The sequence below is a fragment of the Paenibacillus eucommiae genome (assembly GCF_017874215.1).
GTDB classification, from domain to species: Bacteria; Bacillota; Bacilli; order Paenibacillales; family NBRC-103111; genus Paenibacillus_AI; species Paenibacillus_AI eucommiae.
Genome location: NZ_JAGGLB010000025.1, coordinates 96,969 through 117,061, shown reverse-complemented (window position 1 = coordinate 117,061; position 20,093 = coordinate 96,969). Strand labels below are relative to the sequence as shown.

The window sequence follows — 20,093 nt, the reverse complement described above, 5'->3', positions numbered from 1 at the left end:
AGAGTCACCCCCAAGCAGCTTAGCAGGTTACGGACATGAGATGCGCTATTTATGAAAATTAAGGTCCTTTTGGGATCGCTGCGGACATCAGATCCCTTATTCGCCGTAGTTGGGGCTCTTAGGGCTCCTTTTGATGCAAATAGCGTACCTGATGTCCATAAGCTTCCCTAAGTAGGGGGATTTTCCACAAATAACGGCCCTCAGGTCCGTAACGATTAGCTTTCAGCTTCCCACTTTCCACTTTCCTACTTTGCCACACTGCTTTGCCCCCATACTGCAGGCGTTCTTCCTATAAATTATTTAAAAGGTACCACAATTTTCACGATTTATCGCTGTAAAGCGATGAAATTTTCTAGCATGTTGAAAAAGAGGGCGAAAAACCTCGCCCCCTTCACCCTTAGTTCACGTGGAAATGTTCTTACTTTTTCAAAACCGGTATCCATATTTCGCTCCGAAAGGTTGGCGAGGTAAGATCTTTATGCTCGTTCCATAGGATTTCCGGCCCCTCTGCCGCTTCATAGCTGCAGGATGGGAACCATTCCGAGTAAATACGTCCCCAAATCTCCTGCAGCGTATCCGGAAAAGGGCCTACAGCTTCGAATACAGCCCATGTGCAGGCCCGAACCTCAAGCGATGTCAGATTATCTGGACATGCCTCCGAAGTTGCCGCGCCTATATAATGATCCAGCTCCCCATGATCCAGACGGCCTTCCGAAAAATTCGTAGATGCGCTAATCAATCCCCGCGGCTCCGTATTCGATAGCTGCTTAAGCTGAGCGATCTTCTCGCTGTTTAATTGCTCCCACATGGCGGTAATCTCCGGATTTACCCCATTATAAATCAAGGGAACTCTTTTTTTCATACCCACTATGCGAAATGCCTCTTTTTCTACCAGCCGATAGTTCATTTCACTGCCTCCTCTGATGGTTAACTGGAAGGTCATGCGTGGATAAGCTTTAAGCGACTGCCCCAAACGTCGGGCTTCAGTGGGCGTGATCCCATGCAAGCTTCGAAAAGCTCTTGTAAAAGAGTCCGGCGTGCTGTATCCGTATTTAATCGCAGCATCAATGATCCTGATAGAACTATGCTGAAGCTCAAGGGCTGCCTTAGACAGACGTCTGCGGCGGATGTACTCCGAAAGCGTGACACCTGCAAGGAAGGAGAACATTCTTGTAAAATGATACTCCGAGCAAGCAGCAAGTCTCGCCACTTCTTTAAAGTCAATTTCATCTGTAAGCATTTCTTCAATATAGCTTAATGAACCATTCATCCTTTCAAGCAAATCCATGTATGACCCTCCTTTCCCCCATAGAATAACAGGAATTGCATGTGGCTATCCGACATTTCGTGCACAGTTATGAAGGGTTAGTCGTTTAATCACAAATATAACTAAAAAAATCATCCCGTGTAAACTCAGAGGTATCATTCGATACAGCAGGAATGTGGCTTTCCAGTATAGCTAAAATTTCATGTAAAGTAAGTTCGACATCATTTCTTGAATTTAAAATACGGTACTCATTTGGCAGCTTCTTCCGCCGCTTAATAAGCTCATTTGTTTTCACGGATTGTTCCCAATCCTTATAACCATTACCGTTGTCTCTGGTAAGAATTCTATGCTTAATGACTTCATCACTATCACCATAAAGCGTCAGGATGACGTAGTTGTAGTCAGTAAACAGATTTGGAATATCTAACATTCTGACGTCATCTAAATCCGATAGTATTACGTTTTTATATCCATGTCTATTGTAGTTTTTGGCTGCTGCAATAAGGTTTTCAAACGATAGCTGTTCTTCTTTTCGTTGAGATATTTGGATTGACGGTGCCAACGTACGAAATTCTGGAATCCATCCGAATTCAAAGTAAGGTGATTCAAAATGCTCATGAATTTTTCTAGATAGCGTTGTTTTTCCATTCCCTGGTGATCCGTGTAAGATAATGAAATCTATGTTCATGGCTGTGCCCACCTTCTTTCTGTATGCTTGTTTCTTGCACTCTCTTACGGACCTAACCAACCTGCGCTACGTCCATCTCCTCATCCTCATTCACATGGACAAGCGTCTGGTAGACGCTGCATCTGCTTAAGAGCTCCTCATGGGTTCCCGAGTCGACTACTGCTCCTTTATCGAACACGATGATTACATCTGCATTCTGTATGGTCGACAACCGGTGTGCGATCGTGATCGTCGTCTTTCCCTGACGCATCGCGTCAAGCCGCTCTTGAATCAGCCGCTCCGTCGTCTGGTCCAGCGCGGAAGTCGCCTCGTCCAGGAGCAGCAGCTCCTTCGTCTCGACAACGGCTCTGGCTAGCGCAATCCGCTGCCGCTGGCCGCCGGATAATTGAATACCTCTTTCGCCGCAAAATGTATCGTATCCCTTGGGCAATGATTCGATCCAATCGGCGATATGGGCGGCCTCACAAGCCCGGCGTACATCCTCGCTGGTTAAATGATCGCGGCCGAAGCGAATGTTGGCTTCGATCGTATCCGGCAGCAAATAGGGCTCTTGCGGCACATAGGCCATTTTGTCGTACCAGTCCTTCCCCTGCAATTCGGATAATGAGATACCATTCACGGCAATAACTCCCTCCGATACCTCGTAGTGGCGGACCAACAGCCTGGCCAGAGTTGATTTACCACTGCCGCTTGCTCCTACGATAGCCGATTTGCGTCCAATCGGTATCGAAAGACTCAATTTATGAAATACTTTCCGGCTATCTTCTCCATAATGAAAGGAAACCTCGTTGAACTCAAGTGAGCCAATCGGAACGTCAAGCTGCACTTCGCCTTCCCGCCGCTGCAGGGCCATAAACTTGTGATGTACACGTTCTGTGAGGGCCTGTTGTTGCGACAAGCCGACAAGGCTGTGATAGCTGGAAGCCACTGCGTCCATGTATTGTCTCGCGTATTGAAACAAGACAACAAACACACCGATGCTGGTAGATCCTTGAATAACGCCGTATCCGACATAGCCCAGCACGACAAGTGATGGGACCCACTGGAGAGGCTCGGTAATAAACAACTGCCGGTTGCGCCAGCGCAGTTCTTCCATTACTTTGCGGAAATATGCCTCGAATGCCCGATTGATTTTGCCGCGTTCCCATTCCTGCCGATTAAAAGAAATGACCTCCCTAGTGGAAGTTATACCTTCCTCTACCTGCACCGTGTAGGCCGACTTTAAAGCTTGTTTGTCATGGGCGATACTCTTGAGCTCTGGAGCGGATTTCTTGCCTAATAGGATAAAAAGCAGGCTGAATATCGACAGTGCCACAAACAGCACCGGACTCGCCCAAGCGATAATCACAGCAAGTACAATTGCCTGCACGCCGTTACGGATCAAATTGGGAATGATATGGCTCGGATACATCGATACAGCAGCAATATCCGTTAGGAAGGTCTGCATCATATCTCCAGTCCGTACAGCTAATAACCGTTCCGCAGGTGTTCCAATTAGAATTTGCTTATAATCCAAGGTCAACCTTCTTCTGATGTAGTGTTCATTTTTGGCATTCATGATTCCCGCTAAGGCATGAGACACATTAGCGATTAAGGCTCCCATAGCGAGCAGCACGAGCAGCCAGGGCAGCTTATCGTATTGCTGTTCAATGATCACATCATCGATGATCCATTTCGGGATCGAAGTGTTGGCGATCAGAATGACGCCGGTTAAAATGAACAGAATCAAAGATACTATGTATTTCGTTCGAATCTCTCGAACGTAGCCGAATAGCCAGAGCAGCGACTTCATGAGGCATTCATCCTTTCGCCGTCCATGCTGTCCATGCCCTCGATAGAGGTTCTGGTTGCCATCGCATAGAACAGTCCCCGCGCTTCAAGCAGTTGTTCGTACGATCCCTCTTCCGCGATAACTCCATCTTTGACCAGAATGATCCGGGAAACATGTGCGATCGTGGACAATCGATGAGCAATGATGACCGTTGTGCGGCCCACCAGCAGCTTGTCCAGCGCTTGTCTTACTTCTCTTTCACTTACGTTGTCAAGGGCAGACGTTGCTTCGTCCAGCAGCAGTACGGGAGGATTCTTCAGAAATAAGCGAGCGATTGCAATTCGCTGCTTCTGGCCTCCCGACAGCTTGTACCCTCTCTCCCCGATTTCCGTATCATAGCCATCCGGCAGATTATCAATGAACTCCGACGCATAGGCCGCCTCGGACGCAGCAGTGATTTCCTCATCTGTTGCTCCCAATTTCCCAAAGCCGATATTATCACGGATCGAACCCGGGAACAGGAACGTCTCTTGAAACACGTATCCAACAGACTCACGAATTTGAGTAAGCGACATTTCTGTCATATCGACACCATCTAGCGAAATTGATCCTTTACCAGGCTGATAAAGCCGGCCCAGCAGCTTGATCAGTGTGCTTTTACCTGAGCCGCTCGGCCCAACGATCGCCACTGTTTCGCCAGCGTTGATGTGCAGGGAAAGATCGCTTAACACCGGGCGTCCGGGCTGGGCCGGATAAGCGTAAGTGACACCCCTTAAGTGAAGCTCTCCGCGGACATTGTTTAGCAGCACAGGATGAGACGTCTCGCGAACCTCAGGCTCTTCTTGCATGAACAGGTACAACCTCGTAATTTGGTGACTGATCATCTTTTGCTCTGTTAAATTCGTGATAAAAAATGTTAATCTCTCAATCACCATAAAATACAAAATCGAGAAAGCCACGAACCCGCCAACCGAAAGATCACCACTGCGAATAAATGTAACTCCCAGAAAAAAGATGAACACCGAGCCAAACGCCACCGTCAGTCTGCGGACCGTTCCACGCATAAAGGCGTTGAACAGCGATTTTCCCGCCAAATCCAGCAGCACATCCATTTTTCTTTCCAGCTTCTTCGTATCCCATCTATCCGCATTCATTTGCCGCATTTCAAGCAAGGAAGCCACACTTTCGTACTGCTGCGCGTTGACTATACCCGATTGCTCCGCATATTGTTTGCTGTAAATAGCCGCCTTCTTCTCGAAATACGGTCCAATCAAGTAATAGGAAAGGAAAAAAGGAATGATCGCGATACTCAAAATCCAATTCACCGTACAAAGATACGTAAATCCGATCATCAGAAATAAACCATGCTCGACCGAATTGCGAAAATAACGGGTAAACAACGATTGAATCGCCTGAACCTCATTATGGTATAAACTTAAAATGTCTCCGGTCGGAACACGTTCCGTATAAGTGATCCCGAGTGAGCGCAGCTGGTTGAACATGTTCTCATGAATTTTTTTGAGCGCCAGCTCTGACAGCGTCGTGTTCCACATATTCACCCTGCCGCTAAGCCAGGTTCGGACAAACAGAGCTGCTGCAAGCAGCAGGACAACTGTGATTAGCAGTTTCCCCACGTCAGCACCGTTCTGCAGTCCTTCGGTGAACTGCTGTAAAATAATCGGAAGCACCAGATCAGTTCCAGACAGCAAAAGACCACCTGTCACGATAAGCGCAAATTTCGTTTTGAAAAAGAGTAAGTGCCGAATAGCCCATCGAAAAGTAACACTGGCTTTCTGCGTTTCCACCTCATGCCCCCGTTTCTCTGTCTATTTTCAAGCATCTTCAAGCATCTTCAAGCATCAATCACAAGCGATTTCCAGTAATCCCATGCCTTCAAATAGGCTGCTAAATCCTCCGGATGGTGCTGTAGACAAGTCCCGATGCGACAATACAGCTGAATGATTGCTTCTTCAATAAGTCTGGACCTTTCAATTGGTTCATGTTTGAGCAAATCGAAGGCTGCAAGCAGAGTTTCCATGTTCAAATCATCAGGAGAGGAGCAGAAAGCATACATCAAATCATACGATACAGGCCCTGAGATCGGTGAAGGATCAATGATTCCAGCTAAACTATCTTGATTAAACACGAAATTATGGACACCACAATCGCCATGCAGCAAAAACCTGGCCTCAACCTTCGGTATTTTTCCAACAAATGATTTCACTATATAATAATCCTCAATGGGTAAAACATCCCCAACATGAACTCGGGCATATTCCACGCCTTGATCTATATATTCACGCCAAGTTTGATTGGGCCCTTCCAGCCAGGAACCCCACTTGTCCGTTTGTTGACTATTATCGTAATGGTTCATAAGGCCGTTGACCAGAATGGTCAGCCAGTTTATTTTTGCTCCCCTGTCAAAATGGGTCGTACCTTTTATGTAGGTATACACAACATACGCTTTTGCCGGGTCCGTGTAGAGGAGTTTCGGGATAAGCATGCTATGCCGGTAAGTATGAAACCATTGCTCAACCAACCTGATTTCTTGGGGGCGGTCCAGCTTCAAAACGTATTTGGGCTCGCCGTTTACTGAAAGCATATAGACAAGGCCATCCGTAGTTCCAGTCATGTTATGAATCCCATGATCGGTACTGCTATCGATTACACCTTTTTCATGTAGCTCCTTGATGATGTCATCCATATCCACCGTTTTTTGCAACAATCTCATCTTCCCCTTTATATAGTCGAAAGATCGACTACGTTGTTAATTTTTCAACAAGAACCTCAAGATGGGACTCCGTTAATTTGAGCAAATCAAATTTTCCGGCTTTAATTAATTCCATTAGCCTGTGTGTTTCTTCCCAAGCTTGTATATAGGCGAATTCACTTATTACTCCTTTGGATAGTGCTTCATCCAGTTCAGCGGCATCTTTTTCAAATACTTCTCCAGTAGGCAGTACAATCAAATCTAAATATAAATCATTGAACCAAGGCACGCTTCGCTCGTCTATTTCATTTCCCTGGCAAATATCAATGTACCACTGAACAATATGTCCAGCAGCATCAAACATAGTAGTTACGGAATGCAGCTTTCCAACGGGAAAGTGCTGCAGCCACATATATCCAGTGTCAACAATGCATAGGTTCTTATCCCCATATTGGGCAAACAACGGCTCAGTGACCTGATCCATCCGGATCAATGTGATATAACCAGTAAAATCATCATTTTCCAAATATGCTTGAGCATACGCCCTCTTGGCTACACGCTTCCAGTCCAATCGGTCTCCAAATTTCTTTTTCAAAGGATTAGTCTCCTTCTAGTTCTTTAAAAGATGATCTACTCAGCTGTAGTATTCCATGATTTGTACCTATATGTTATTCGCTGTACAAATGGGAATACCTTCCTATTTGTAGAAAAAGGACGATTTCCGCTAACAATAACTTCCCCCAAAGCGAAAAAGTGGACGTCAAAAAACGCCAGAAAAACTCACTTTCTGACGGTCGCGGGCCCATTCTCTTCTATTATGCTTGTTTTACACAGACATACCTTTCCAATTGCCTGACAATAGGTTTCAGCTCATGTTCTTTACCTACAAAATCCAACAAAGCATGAACAAGCACGGATTTATGGGATTCTTTGGCCAATTCCTCCTGAAGCATCGTGATCGCATCGCTCAATTCTTCTTTTCGGAAATTCGTTATAGAAAGCTCTTTGGTCGTTGATAGTAAATTTGCTAACAGACTAGTCCGATACTCTTTGATCAGGATTGATTTGCCCGCCTTCTCACATTGCATGTAATGGTTCATCATCGTATTTGAAAGCAGCGGCTGTGTTTTCTTCTGCACGATACAGGCCGCCATTTCTTCTACACGGTCAACAATATACACCGCAATCTCTTTAATATTCAACGGCTTGTTCTCGTATAACAACAGGAATATAAATTCCCTCACGATCCCGTTATACATAATAACCAAATCCCAAATATTCGGTCTAAACTGTTCTCCAAGTAAACGAATCAAGCCTTCCTTGCTATACTTCAGCAGGTTTGCTCTCAATTGAAGGAAATACGGAGCGATAGGTCCTTTCGAAGCATCGAGCTGTTTGATATCATGCATAATAAATTTATTGTTCAGGAAAAATTCGAAATGGCACTCGGTCTCAAGAATAAATACCTCCCGCAAGGACAGCGCTGCATCTGCTCTAATGCTTTCAACTCTAGTGTATAGGGCCTCCTGCTGCGCTTCGTGGAAAGCAATAAACAAATCTTCTTTCGATTGAAAAAATTTATATAATGACCCTTTGGCGATTCCACAATCATCGGCGATTTCTTGAATGGATGTAGCGGCATAGCCATGCTCCGAAAAATACCTTGCTGCCGATTCCATAATGTTTTGTCTAATAATGCTCAACATGTCCCTCTTTTCTAAAACAGATTGGCGTTAAACAGATTGGCGATCAAATCATAACTGTCAAAAAATAGATTGACTTTCAAATGAAATGAAGTAAAATAAAGTTTATTGTTTGACTCGTCGGTTTTTCATAAAAACTATAAGTCAATAATAAAGTGTTTGTTACATTTCGTCAAGGAGAGGAACCTACTTATGTCAACAGCAAATCCTGCTTCGGCAGCACCCCAGCCTGAATTTTCCATAAAGTCACTTATTATGCCCCTTATGGCTGTAATCATCGGAATGATTATGGTTATTCTGGACAGCACCGTCGTTAATGTCGCTATTCCCAATCTGCAAGGGTACTTCAACACCTCGCTCAAAGCGATCCAATGGACAATTACAGGCTATACCCTTTCTCTAGCAGCTGTAATTCCCTTGGCTGGCTGGTTAACCGATAAGTTCGGGGCCAAGCAGGTTTTTCTTACGACAATTGCTTTATTTACGCTCGGCTCCGTTCTTTGTGCTATCGCTCAGACGTCGGACCAGCTCGTTCTTTTCCGGGTTATTCAAGGACTTGGCGGCGGAATGGTCGCTCCGATCGGAATGGCTATGATTTTCAAGCTTTCACCGCCTGATAAGAGAGGCTCCGTAATGGCTATGCTTGGAGTTCCGATGCTTCTCGCGCCCGCTGCCGGACCCATTCTGTCAGGATGGCTCATTGGCCTCGCATCATGGCACTGGATATTCCTTATTAACCTGCCCATCGGTATTGTCGCATTGCTAGTCGGAATAAAATACTTGCCCAACATTGAGCGGCACAAAACCCCTGCCCTTGATATCTGGGGAATGATATTAGCGCCAATCGCATTCTCCATGCTAGCATTTGGGATGAGTGAAGGTGGTACAGATTGGACTTCTACCCGGACATTAACAGGGTTAATCGTTGGGGGCGCCGCGCTTATCTTATTTATTATTGTGGAGCTTCGTCAAAAGCAGCCGCTGCTCGAGCTTCGCGTATTCGGCTCATCCGATTTCACAAGAGGTGTTATTTTAACCTGGATTTCGCAAATTGCACTCATTGGTTCCATTCTGATGGTTCCCTTATTTTTGCAAAATCTGCTCGGCTACACGCCATTGGAAAGCGGATTGACTACGCTCCCTATGGCACTTGGTTCTGTCGTTTTCATGCCCATCGGGGGCAGGTTATTTGATAAAGTAGGGGCTCGTCCGCTTGCTTTTGTTGGATTAATAATTATCTCTACCGCTTTATTCCTGTTATCACGAGTCGACCTTGAAAGCACAAGAACTACGTTGATGCTGCCGCTAGGTATGATGGGAGCCGGTATGGGGTTATCGATGATGGCACTCAATACACACGTATTGAATTCTGCTCCTCGCAGACTGGTCAGCCGCGTAACGCCACTTACTACAGCTACCCAGCAAGTCGTGATGTCGTTCGCCATCGCCGGCTTAACCGGCTATTTAACTTCCAGAACAAGCCATCATATGGCAGAAGCAGGAGCCAACGCCAACATGGCCCAAAGCTCGGCAGCCGCGTTCGGTGATATCTTCTTTCTTACCGCCTGTGTCGCCGCCTTCGGTGTACTAATGAGCCTGACCCTGCGTAAACCACGTTTAAAGGACGATCACAACTCAGATGGAACAGAAGAAAAACCAGATGCTAAGATGATGATGGGACATTAAGCTATATATGTTTTATTAGGATTTGAGGGTTGAGCAGATTTAACTGCTCAATCCTTTGTTTTGCGCTGCAGGAAGGGGAGTTTCACACTCTGATTGCTCACAAATGTGCTAAGTACCTTTTAACGATGTTTTTCATCGTTAACTGGTGCAATTCTGGTTAAACAAGTTACTTAGTGATGTTTTTCATCACTAAAGTGCTTTATTCTTCCCGTTCGAAGCCTGTTTCGAGCAAATAACGATGTTTTTCATCGTTAAATCATGCCATCTATGGAAATCTGTCGATTTAGTGAAATTTTCATCGCTAACGCAATCGTAACAGCTGCAAATCAGCTTTTGATAGCCTGTTCTCCCCCAGAAAGTCGCTCTAACTCCACAACTCCGTATTCGTACAGAGACATATGATGAAACATATGATGAGGTTACTCTTTTTGCTATCGGTTACTTACATCTTATATCGAAATATGAGGTCCTTCATATTCAAGCAGTCTTCCTCCAAAAGGTTCTAGCACATTGTCAGCAATGGAAATTGCTTGATCGGGTTGAAATACTGGTGATTTAAAAAACTGTATGACACTTTGGCCAAATTGAGGATTATGATTGAAGACGTACTTGATGAGTCTAGAATGCTTCTCAGTCCAAAGTCGATGAAAAGCACAATATGCCTCTAAGCTTAAAGTTACAAGCATAGGAGCAAGCAAATGTGATTCGGGTGCTTCAGGAGAAATACCTTCAAGGTCACGAATTAAATCAGATAATCGAATACGCCAGTTGCCTTGTTCCAACAGGTTCAAGGGACTCGGTCCCATATCATAAATTTGTTTTGCGAATGCTGCTAATTCAGCTAACTTTCCATTAAGATCGAGCAATGCTGCTCCAGTGGCAAAGGCCTTAACAAAAGTTATGTTACCATTTTCTAAATTTTGATGACATAAATCCGCTGGTAGGAAGTACACTTCCACTTCTATACCTTCGACTAACCTTCTAAAATTCCACGTTTCACAACCTTCTACTATAGCAAATAAATCTAAATCAGAGGTATGTGTTGGATCTCCTAGTTGTACGGAACCAAAAAAAAGAATACCCTTTACTTCAGGCGTAGCTTTTAATTCAGTAGTAACTAATTCAAGTGCATCCCTAAAATTAGTATACATTCATTTACACCTCCCATGATGCAGCATCAGGATTGGGACAAGATTCACACATTTCAATGATATCTTGGATGTTTCAATAGCTGCTTATCTTACAGCAGAAAAAATTGCTTCATAATCATCCCTTAAAATCCCCATCATGATGACATCACTGTACCGGCCATTAGCAAAATGCCTTTGTCTCAGCCGTCCTTCTTCTTTAAAACCACATTTCAAATAACATTTTATTGCATTCGCATTATAATCATACACTTCTAATTGGATTCTGTTTAAGTTTAATTGTTGGAAAACAAATTTTTGCAATAGAAGTACAGCTTCTGTCCCGTACCCCTTATTTTGCAATTCTGGATTTCCGATCACCATACCCATTTCTGTGCTTCTGTTCTTCCAATCTATATAAAACAAATCAATTTGTCCTATATAAGCTTCGGTTTCCTTGTTCGCAATTACAAAACCTTTCTGATCTGATTTCCCTTCAAGTATGCCGTTCAGATAGGCTTCTGTTGAATTTCTTGTATGAGGATACAAAAAAACATCGGATAACTGACTCGTTATTACCGGATCATTAGCCCAAAATCTCATTGAATCTAAATCTTCTTTTCTATACTCTCTCAAAATAATTCTTTCACCAACAAGATGTGGCATCGTGTCACTTCCTCTTTTTGGATTTCGTGCAAAAGCTGACTGTTCTTAATCCTGCATTTACAGCTTGGGCCGAGATTCGCAAGATAGCCTTGGGATCTTCAGATATATTTTATAATCCAAAAACTGAACTTAGATACTTAGGTACCCCATTATTCAAATTACTATCAATTACTTTGTCTGCCACATTCCTTATCATTTCATGAGCGTTACTGACTGCATATTTCTCATCTGCCGCTTCAAACATGGGCAAATCGTTTAAATTGTCTCCAAAGCAAACCAATCTGTCAAAATGGTATTTTTCCTTTAAATACAGTACTGCTTGCTTTTTTGTAGCATGGCAATTCGCAATCTCAAGCCAATGAAATCCAGGCGTGTAGATATCTGGACCAAAGTGGCAAACACACTCTATATTTTCGATATATTCCTTATAAGCAGCATTGAGTTTGGCAGGGGTATCTATCGCATTAATTGTAATGATATTTTCATCCATGCACGCTTCGTAATTTTCCACAAGTCTAAACCGCTTATCGCCTTTGCTAAGCCTGCTGCCTATGTAATTGTCTTCACTTTGATTAAAAACACCTTTATAATGAATGATCGAATTCCCATTACAGTCAGTTGTATAAACTAAAGGATTAAGCCCTAGCTCTAGATACGTTTGGATAATCCTGGCCCCTGCATAACCTGATAAATAATTGCTCTTAACATTTCTATTACTTTCATAGTCGTAAATGAACACCCCATTAATTAAAACTAAGGGTAAATTTATTTTTAAACCCTGTAAGATTTCTCTCGCCGATTCTATGGAACGGGCTGTTGCGATTGTGAACTTCATCCCTTGTTCTATTAAATGATTGAGTATTTCCAGAGCTTCCATGCTTATTGCTTGATTATCATCTAATAAGGTCCCGTCTAAATCAGAAACATATAAGGTATTCATGAGAACACTTCAACTCCCTTAATTGCTGCGGCTAATTGTTAACTACTCCTTCTATTTCACTAATGATTTCCTCAAATATTGCAGAACATCTTACCACATATAACCAATTTTTAAAACAGTTAAATCAAGACAAATGAAAAAGAGCTCTATCTTTGGAAGAATAGGTTTATCAGAGCACCATCACAGAAAGGATGGTTACATGCTAGCAAACGTTGGGGATATTTACTGCGTGTACGTGGAGCGAATACAGCAATATACCGCCTGCCAAGTGACCATGTTGGAGGAACCGATTTCAAGTAAATCGCGTCCGCTCGCAGCTATTTTGGAACTCGACTGGATTGGAGACACGCTGCCGGATGAAGCCGAGCTGCATAAGATGAAGCCGCTTATTTGCGACTATTTCTTTTGGAATAACAAGCTGGAGCACTACTTCGCAGATGCTAATGTTCCACCTAATTATATGCTGGTAGGGAACCTCCCTCCGCTTACAACGGAGACAACAAATAGCTATGGAGAAAGCTGGAAACATTAATTATCGCTGCTGAGGGGCTTGAGGAACTGTTTTTAAATGAAGGTATGGACCAGCTCTCCCTGACAGGGACACTATCGCCTAAGCTAAAAATCCATGCCTTTGACAAGGGAAGATGGATTACGGCAATTAGTATCGTGCCACCAATGGGCTGCGGTCTGAATCGTTTAGGCTCCTTGCATCTTCAAAAAATTACGGAGCTTGACCTTGAGCCGATCGTTCATAGCTTCCCCGAATTGAGAGAATTACGTCTATGGGGCAAACCCGGGACAATCTCAGAAGCTATCTGGTATCGGTGTAGTGGCAAATAAAGACAAGCTTTTGGAAATTTTCGAAAATATTCGGGATTTTTAAGTAATATGGCTCCTCGAAGGGGCCTCATTTTGCTTTTCTCTGGTTGTATGATTTTGGGAGGGGATGGATTGTTCAAGAACTTATACGGAGGGCTTTTCAAAAAAAAGTCGTATCCTTCTTTCGAAAAAATATAACGTACCACTACGGATGCCTTACAAATTACTGGCCCAAAGAGGCTTGCCGTCCTTTAAAAGCTGAGGGATCATATCCTGTACAAGATAAGGCAAAACGTCTTCCCTCTTGAGATTGTCCAAGGTAGGCTCGATCCAATAGAACTCAAGATGTGCCTCTAAGGATTCAGGGGCAACACTTGCGCTTAGTTCTTTACTTTTAACTTCAAAAAGATGATTTATTTCGCAATAATTTTTTGCTTTAATACCAAACTCTATAACACCAAGAAAACGAATGATTTCACAAGTTTTAATCCCCAATTCTTCTTGCAGCTCTCTCTTCAGAGCAGTCTGTGCGCCTTCCCCCAGCTCAATTCCACCGCCAGGCAAAAACGAGTGCGCCCCTTTCATCCTAGCAATTAATATTTGATTATCATCCATAATCAAGGCTCTTGCGACATGACGAAACTGTATGGTCAATTCTATGAATCCCCTTTCAATTCATTTTCCCCCTCTTGCAAACGGGGACAAAGCAAATCAAAAGCAACTTATGGACATGAGGGACGTTATTTGCGAGTTTTAAGGTCTTTTTTGGATCTTACGGACATGAGGGACGTTATTTGCCTTTCATGGGGGTACACGGGCTCCTTTTTATCCAAATAAGGGATCTGATGTCCGTAAGCTTTCCTAAATTAGGGGAATTACGGTAAATAAGCGCTCTGATGTCCGTAACGATGATGAGTCCCCCCCTCACCCCCTTACTTGAATGTTTAAGCTGCCTATTCCAGATGTTTGATGCCGAATTTATAGTTTCATATTTTTATACATCCATTTAACCACCATTCTACATATTTACTTACCGATGGTGCGACCCACCTCCGACTATCATCATCATGATTCCATACAAATACATCTTCCTTGCACACAATCTGATTAATAATCGGAAATGCAAATAAATCACCTATGCCGCTTTCGGCGAAAAAAAGTAAGCTATCAAACGGCATATAGTATGTTTTAAAAAATTGTTCCCTATATCTCAGGTTCTCCTCGATTACTCTTTCCAAGGACCATATTAACCCAAGTTCATAACTTTCCTTGACACCGTTCGTTTCAAGTATTATACCTTTATATTCTTCAGGCAGTTTTACGCCAAATTGTTTTTCAACTGCAATAATATCATCTGTGGATGCTGGACCTGTGAAGGTGCATTTATTTGAAACACTTAGAAAGAATTCTAACCACATACTGGTACCTCCACATCCCACATCCCTTGTAGGAAGCCTCCAATAACCTATACCTCAGGAAAAAGTTCAGTTGATAAGTACCTTTCACCAGTGTCTGGAAGCAGGACAACAATTTTTTTGTTTTTATTTTCTACTCTTTTTGCAACTTGGAGTGCTGCTGATACGGCGGCTCCGGATGATATGCCTACAAGCAAACCTTCGACTTGGGCCAATTGCCGCGCAGTGTCCATAGCGTCTTCATTTTTTATTAGGATAATCTCATCTACAACCGATCTGTTGAAGTTCTCTGGAACAAAACCAGCGCCAATACCTTGAATTTTATGAATGCCTCTTGCTCCGCCAGACAGTACAGGAGAATTGTAAGGCTCAACAGCTATAATTTGAATGGATGGTTTTCTTTCTTTAAGCAACTCACCTACTCCGGAAATAGTGCCTCCAGTACCAACTCCAGCAATAAAAAAGTCTACTTCACCGTCGGTATCTCTCCAAATTTCTTCTGCAGTCGTTCTTTTGTGGATATCCGGGTTAGCTGGGTTCGTGAATTGTTGAGGTATAAAGGAATTAGGGGTTATTTTCGATAACTCTTCTGCCTTTTTGATGGCTCCGGCCATCCCTTCAGCAGCAGGTGTCAGAACTAATTCGGCCCCAAGTGCAAGCATGAGTTTCCTTCGTTCAATACTAAAATTCTCCGGAAGAGTAATGATGAGCTTATACCCCAAGGCTGCTGCTGCAAAGGCCAATCCCACACCTGTATTGCCACTTGTTGGTTCAATAATTACGGATTCCTTATTAATCAGTCCCCGTTCTTCTGCATCTTTGATCATGGCGAACCCAATCCTATCTTTAACGCTGCCTGCCGGATTAAAATACTCCAATTTTGCAATGATCTCTATATCGACTTGATTCTTTTTTGTGTAATTGGATAATTCCAATAAGGGAGTGTTTCCTATAAGTTCTGTTAGATTCTTAGCAATTTTGGGCATGTTTATCACTCCAAATCATGAAATCCAACTAAAATAGTTGGTATTTCCATGCTAACATAAGACTACCAAAATCACAATTCTGTAATCCAAGTATCCTGTCCGTTAAGGAGAAATGGAGTCAGTGCCCAGGTTTCGCCCAAATAAGATGAAGCATGTTAAGCCAGTAGCTTTCCGCTTTATCGATATGTATACCTGACTCTCGGATGATTTCTAAAATGTTCCTTGTTTGATGACATCCATATAAATGATATAAGAGTGGATTAAGTGCTTTTTGGATAATTGCATACATGTTCAATAAAAGAGTTTATTAAGCAATGCGGAGATTCCAGGGTTGAACTTAATTGTGGAACAAATAATGTTCCAATAAAGAATTTGTGTTCAGGTAATTCAATTATTCTTGGGTTTCCTTGTGCATCTGCTCCAACTATTCTTAATCCTGATTCATCAATTTGAGACTGGTATTCTGAATTAAGTCCATAATTACATCTAAATTGTTCTGTCACTTTTTGATTTTTGTAAATTCCAAATACTTTCGACAAATTCTTTATTACTATCTCGCCTTTTTGCTCGACTAAAGAACAAGTAAGTTTATTTACAACTAATTTAGAAGCATTGGGATCTAGTTCTTCATGACCTGCTTCTTGAATCATTAGCTTGTTCCTTGCATACTCAATAAGAATATTTTGAAAACCACCGCATGTACCTAACAGTGGAATGTTGTACTCACGTGAATATTGAATAATTTGTAATACTCCACTTACAGATTCAGGACTACCGGGAGCAATCCAAAAACCCTTATACATATTTATTATTTTATCCATTTGTTCTGAAATCAAAGATGTTGGAATCCAATCCCATTCTATATGAATTCCTAATTTCTCAGAAGAATGAATGAGTGCATCATTTGTAGCCTTCTGTGATGGATAGCTCGGATTGTAATCACCAACAATTCCAATTTTCATATGTTACCCCCTTGCGATGCATGAATTTTAACAACTAATAGCTGATAATATTAATTCCAGGGTTGTCCCACCAGTCTGTTGCAAGTCAACCTCTTGCTTGTATGTTCTCAACAGTTCCATTTTTGGCATGAGATCGGATCACTGCATCCGCCGCGTAGAGCGGGTAAATACCATCCTCAAGAGTACTGATTGGGGTCGTACCATTTTTAAGAATATCGACCAGATGACTGACAGCATTACTTATGCTGCTAGAGCGGTAGAGCATTCCGGTTTCCAAATCTTTGGGAACTAGATGGTTCAATCCCTTTTGAATGGGATGCTCCTCGATCTCGTAAAAACGTATCTCATCCCCGCTTTTGAGCATTTCGATTTTACCCTTTTCCAGATACAGATCCATTTCAAAAATTAAAAAATCCCTATCGTCAAAAGCTTCTGCATACCCCGTAACTGCCCCGTCTTCAAGCGTAAATGTAAAGGAGTATGTCCAGTCCTCGCGTTCATCCAGATTCGTCGGTATTTGCTGCAGCACCTTTACTTGCTCCATGGATCCCACAGTAAAACGGACAAGATCAAACATATGGGAGCCTGTGTTGTAAATCCCTCTCGTATAGCGCAGATGAATCTTCTTCAGCTTGCCGTACTGGCCAGACCGCAGCGCTTCACGTATTCGGGTCGCCCCATCGCTCCACCTTCTGGAAAGATTGACAACCACGGTGCGGCCATACTGCTCGGCGAGCGAAGCGATTGCCTCTGCCTCCTGAATGCTTGTGGCTACTGGTTTCTCCAGAAAAATAATCCTTGCCTCGGAATGCTCGAACACCGTTCGCAGCAGCTCAAGCCGAATGTGTTGAGGCGTGCAGATGCTGATTACATCCAATCGATGATTATTTAACATAGTAATGAGATCCATATAAAATTTGGTTTCTGGAGCAACTTGAGCGAGACGATCCCCCTGCTCTTGACGTACTCCGACAGCCGCAACCAGGTCAATATCCGGGTTCAAATGATAAGCCAAAACATGGCTTTGCGGAGCCGCCTTTCTTGGGATGTCGAACTGCAAACCAATATTGCCTAACCCAATAACTGCTGCTTGATACATGGTAGACAGCCTCCTTTTAACACGCTTGACTCCTTATTAACCTATTATAATGCCTTCCGTCCGCCTTCGACCAATCTATTTTTCCTGCACTTTCAGAGTATATAAAATCTCGGTCTCCAATTTCGTTTCATCATCACTCGGGTTCTCGTATATTTCTAAAATCGGAAAAGTAAACTCTCTTCCTAAAGCTTCTATATGCGAACGAATTTTCCTATGAGCATCGTCTAGTTCATTATAGGGGCCGATATGTTTATAGTAAGCATATTGTTCAAAAACAAATTCTCTTTCTTTTAATTTAATCCCAACTTCTATGGGTTCATTCAGCTCTATTCCGGCAAATAAAATGTGATTAACATCGTAAACAACGTGATTAATACCCTTGTGAGAAAGACTTTTTTCTTTCACCTCAGCCCAGACCGGGTTAATAACTTCAAATATCTCTTTACTGAATTCTTTATGTTCTTCGTGGATTTTGGAAACACCATATAATAAGAAAGCCTTTTTATCATTAAAAATAGTAATGTCCATAGCTGCTCCTTTCGAAAAGTGTTCTTAGTAATAAAACCTCACCGTTTTCCAATATGACATATTAATTCTACCATTTATTCCCTCAGTTATTCATTTAATTTTCCTAATATGACCTTTTTTCTGAGTTATCCATATTTGCTTTCGCTGCAAAAGCAAAAGGCTGCCAAGCGGCAGCCCTTCTAGTAGTAACCTATCGTTTTTTTAACGCTTATGCCTCGCACGGCTGTATACCGCCAAAATAGGCGCGAGCAATACAGCCGCGGCAACAAGAGACATTCGCACGGAGTAGCGTTTGCCGATCCAACCGACGAATGGGCCTCCGGCCGTCTGGCCCAGTGCATCCGACTGGCTCATCATCGAGATTACTGTCGCACGCGACTTGCTTTCGATGTTCAAGTTGAGCCATGTATCATACATCGGACCGTTCACCGTTCGCACGACCTCGAAGAGCAGGATCGCGACGAGTGCCCAGGCAAAGCTGGGGGCGAAAGCTAGCGCCAAGACACCTGCAATCCGTGCTACTGTCAGTACGATCATGCCGCGAAGAACGACCCGCTCATTGCTCATATCAATACGCTTCTCCACCACCCACATGACGAGCAAGCTCAGCAATGTCGACATTACGGCGATGAGTCCGATCCATGAAGCCATATTGAGGTGTATACCTTGTAGCTCGACCTGCGGAAAGCCTATATCTACAATGAGAAATGCCTGCCATAGGCGGTCGTAACCTTCCGAGGCGGCCCCGCTGAACAGTGTGACAATCAAGACCAGAAGCAGAACCGGCTGGCGCCCTATCACCTGCGCACCCGATAACCAAGTAGCTTTCATGCTTCTCCAATGCGAGGGAGCTTGCGAAGTTTCGTCTTCACACACAGCTCTGACAATATTGGTCTCCTTCATAAAGATTAGCAGAAAAATACCAAGCATCAAATACATCATGCCTCCGGCTATGTAAGGCAGGTTTGGCCCAATGGCAGATAAGCTCACGCTCAGTACAATGCCAACCAAAGTGCCAAAGAGACCTACACGTTTTGCTTTCAAAAAAATGCGTCCAGCCCTCTCTTCCCCAACCTCATCGACAATCCAAGCCGTATCCGCACCACTTATGAACGTAGCTCCGATGCCAAAAAACACCTGTGCCAGCAGCAGCCACATAAAAGCCGACATGAGCAGGCTAGCCTCCCCCAGCCACATCGCACTGCCCTCCAACACAAAGCCAAAGCCAAGCACGAACATGCCCAAAATGACAGACAGTCTGCGGCTGTACATATCAGCGATAACACCAGTGATGCCTTCAAAAATTAAAACCGTTACTTCCAAAATCATTCCCACCAACAGCAGTTGAAGGGGGTTTAGCCCTAGCGCGATAACCTGATATATGGCATAGGTCGTAAACATGGTTGCGTTGGCCATGGATGTTATAAACCCCATTATGGTATAAACTTGCGATGCTTTATGCTGCATAAAAAATCGGGTCCGCCTCTCTGATTTCGGCAGAATTCACACGTCACGCAAGTCCCGACATCGTCATGCACAGATCAATTGCGCGCGTCTGCTCTACCGATGATTTTCATCCTTTAGAATCGTAGATAATTTGACGGCCAATTTGTTTTTTAACATAATCGAACACCTCCGAAAGTAGTTCCTACCATTATACAAGCTCAGGGTATCACAGTTTAGGTAAAGTTTTTTTAAAATCATTTTATAACAACGAAAATTATAT

At 43.2% G+C, this 20,093-nt stretch carries 19 protein-coding genes; 2 read left to right on the top strand and 17 right to left on the bottom strand.

Annotated elements, in window-relative coordinates; translation table 11 throughout:
- Window positions 1-418 precede the first annotated feature (418 nt).
- The 7 genes from J2Z66_RS29270 to J2Z66_RS29240 all read right to left on the bottom strand — a co-directional run bounded on the left by J2Z66_RS29270 (window position 419) and on the right by J2Z66_RS29240 (window position 8,142).
- Complete coding sequence (locus tag J2Z66_RS29270) at window positions 419-1,288, bottom strand: AraC family transcriptional regulator (RefSeq protein WP_209976296.1); 870 nt, start codon at window positions 1,286-1,288, stop codon at window positions 419-421.
- An 85-nt stretch (window positions 1,289-1,373) separates the two neighbouring features.
- Entirely contained in the window at window positions 1,374-1,955 is a 582-nt protein-coding gene (locus J2Z66_RS29265) for a P-loop NTPase family protein (RefSeq protein ID WP_209976295.1), read from the bottom strand.
- A gap of 52 nt (window positions 1,956-2,007) precedes the next feature.
- Complete coding sequence (locus J2Z66_RS29260; protein ID WP_209976294.1) at window positions 2,008-3,747, bottom strand: ABC transporter ATP-binding protein; 1,740 nt, start codon at window positions 3,745-3,747, stop codon at window positions 2,008-2,010.
- A complete protein-coding gene (locus J2Z66_RS29255) occupies window positions 3,744-5,531 on the bottom strand; it encodes an ABC transporter ATP-binding protein (RefSeq protein ID WP_209976293.1) in 1,788 nt (595 codons plus the stop codon). Before J2Z66_RS29255 ends, J2Z66_RS29260 begins: the two co-directional genes overlap by 4 nt.
- Before the next feature lie 47 nt (window positions 5,532-5,578).
- Window positions 5,579-6,451, bottom strand: a complete 873-nt coding sequence (locus tag J2Z66_RS29250; RefSeq protein WP_209976292.1) for a protein kinase family protein — start codon at window positions 6,449-6,451, stop codon at window positions 5,579-5,581.
- Window positions 6,452-6,485: 34 nt separating this feature from the next.
- The gene (locus J2Z66_RS29245) at window positions 6,486-7,031 is read right to left on the bottom strand and encodes a ribonuclease FAU-1 family protein (RefSeq protein WP_209976291.1); all 546 of its coding nucleotides are present in this window, start codon (window positions 7,029-7,031) and stop codon (window positions 6,486-6,488) included.
- Between the two features lie 220 nt (window positions 7,032-7,251).
- Entirely contained in the window at window positions 7,252-8,142 is an 891-nt protein-coding gene (locus J2Z66_RS29240; RefSeq protein ID WP_209976290.1) for a TetR/AcrR family transcriptional regulator, read from the bottom strand.
- A 189-nt stretch (window positions 8,143-8,331) separates the two neighbouring features.
- Here J2Z66_RS29240 and J2Z66_RS29235 point away from each other — a divergent pair, with 189 nt between their 5' ends.
- A complete protein-coding gene (locus tag J2Z66_RS29235; RefSeq protein ID WP_209976289.1) occupies window positions 8,332-9,825 on the top strand; it encodes a DHA2 family efflux MFS transporter permease subunit in 1,494 nt (497 codons plus the stop codon).
- A 449-nt stretch (window positions 9,826-10,274) separates the two neighbouring features.
- On the opposite strand, the gene J2Z66_RS29230 is transcribed toward J2Z66_RS29235, so the two are convergent.
- The 3 genes from J2Z66_RS29230 to J2Z66_RS29220 form a co-directional block, all read right to left on the bottom strand.
- The gene (locus tag J2Z66_RS29230; RefSeq protein WP_209976288.1) at window positions 10,275-10,976 is read right to left on the bottom strand and encodes a nucleotidyltransferase domain-containing protein; all 702 of its coding nucleotides are present in this window, start codon (window positions 10,974-10,976) and stop codon (window positions 10,275-10,277) included.
- Window positions 10,977-11,060: 84 nt separating this feature from the next.
- Window positions 11,061-11,618: a GNAT family N-acetyltransferase gene (locus J2Z66_RS29225; RefSeq protein WP_209976287.1), complete on the bottom strand. Its 558-nt coding sequence runs from the start codon at window positions 11,616-11,618 to the stop codon at window positions 11,061-11,063.
- 109 nt (window positions 11,619-11,727) lie between these two features.
- Entirely contained in the window at window positions 11,728-12,558 is an 831-nt protein-coding gene (locus J2Z66_RS29220) for an HAD-IIB family hydrolase (protein WP_209976286.1), read from the bottom strand.
- 199 nt (window positions 12,559-12,757) lie between these two features.
- On the opposite strand from J2Z66_RS29220, the gene J2Z66_RS29215 reads away from it, so the two are divergent.
- Entirely contained in the window at window positions 12,758-13,090 is a 333-nt protein-coding gene (locus tag J2Z66_RS29215) for a hypothetical protein (protein ID WP_209976284.1), read from the top strand.
- Window positions 13,091-13,593: 503 nt separating this feature from the next.
- Here J2Z66_RS29215 and J2Z66_RS29210 read toward each other — a convergent pair.
- The 7 genes from J2Z66_RS29210 to J2Z66_RS29180 form a co-directional block, all read right to left on the bottom strand.
- On the bottom strand, window positions 13,594-14,031 hold the full coding sequence (locus J2Z66_RS29210) for an NUDIX domain-containing protein (protein WP_376774498.1): 438 nt from the start codon (window positions 14,029-14,031) through the stop codon (window positions 13,594-13,596).
- 332 nt (window positions 14,032-14,363) lie between these two features.
- Window positions 14,364-14,795, bottom strand: coding sequence for an SMI1/KNR4 family protein (locus tag J2Z66_RS29205; protein WP_209976281.1), 432 nt, complete (start codon window positions 14,793-14,795; stop codon window positions 14,364-14,366).
- 47 nt (window positions 14,796-14,842) lie between these two features.
- Window positions 14,843-15,778 carry a cysteine synthase A gene (gene cysK, locus J2Z66_RS29200; RefSeq protein ID WP_209976280.1) on the bottom strand — a complete coding sequence of 312 codons (936 nt, stop codon included), beginning with the start codon at window positions 15,776-15,778 and terminating at the stop codon, window positions 14,843-14,845.
- A gap of 260 nt (window positions 15,779-16,038) precedes the next feature.
- Window positions 16,039-16,740: a CTP synthase C-terminal region-related (seleno)protein gene (locus J2Z66_RS29195; protein ID WP_209976278.1), complete on the bottom strand. Its 702-nt coding sequence runs from the start codon at window positions 16,738-16,740 to the stop codon at window positions 16,039-16,041.
- A gap of 85 nt (window positions 16,741-16,825) precedes the next feature.
- Window positions 16,826-17,839, bottom strand: a complete 1,014-nt coding sequence (locus tag J2Z66_RS29190; RefSeq protein ID WP_209976277.1) for a Gfo/Idh/MocA family protein — start codon at window positions 17,837-17,839, stop codon at window positions 16,826-16,828.
- Between the two features lie 75 nt (window positions 17,840-17,914).
- Window positions 17,915-18,367: a GyrI-like domain-containing protein gene (locus tag J2Z66_RS29185; protein ID WP_209976276.1), complete on the bottom strand. Its 453-nt coding sequence runs from the start codon at window positions 18,365-18,367 to the stop codon at window positions 17,915-17,917.
- Between the two features lie 201 nt (window positions 18,368-18,568).
- Window positions 18,569-19,801 (bottom strand): MFS transporter, encoded by a 1,233-nt coding sequence (locus J2Z66_RS29180; protein ID WP_312894826.1) that lies wholly within the window; start codon window positions 19,799-19,801, stop codon window positions 18,569-18,571.
- Window positions 19,802-20,093 lie beyond the last annotated feature (292 nt).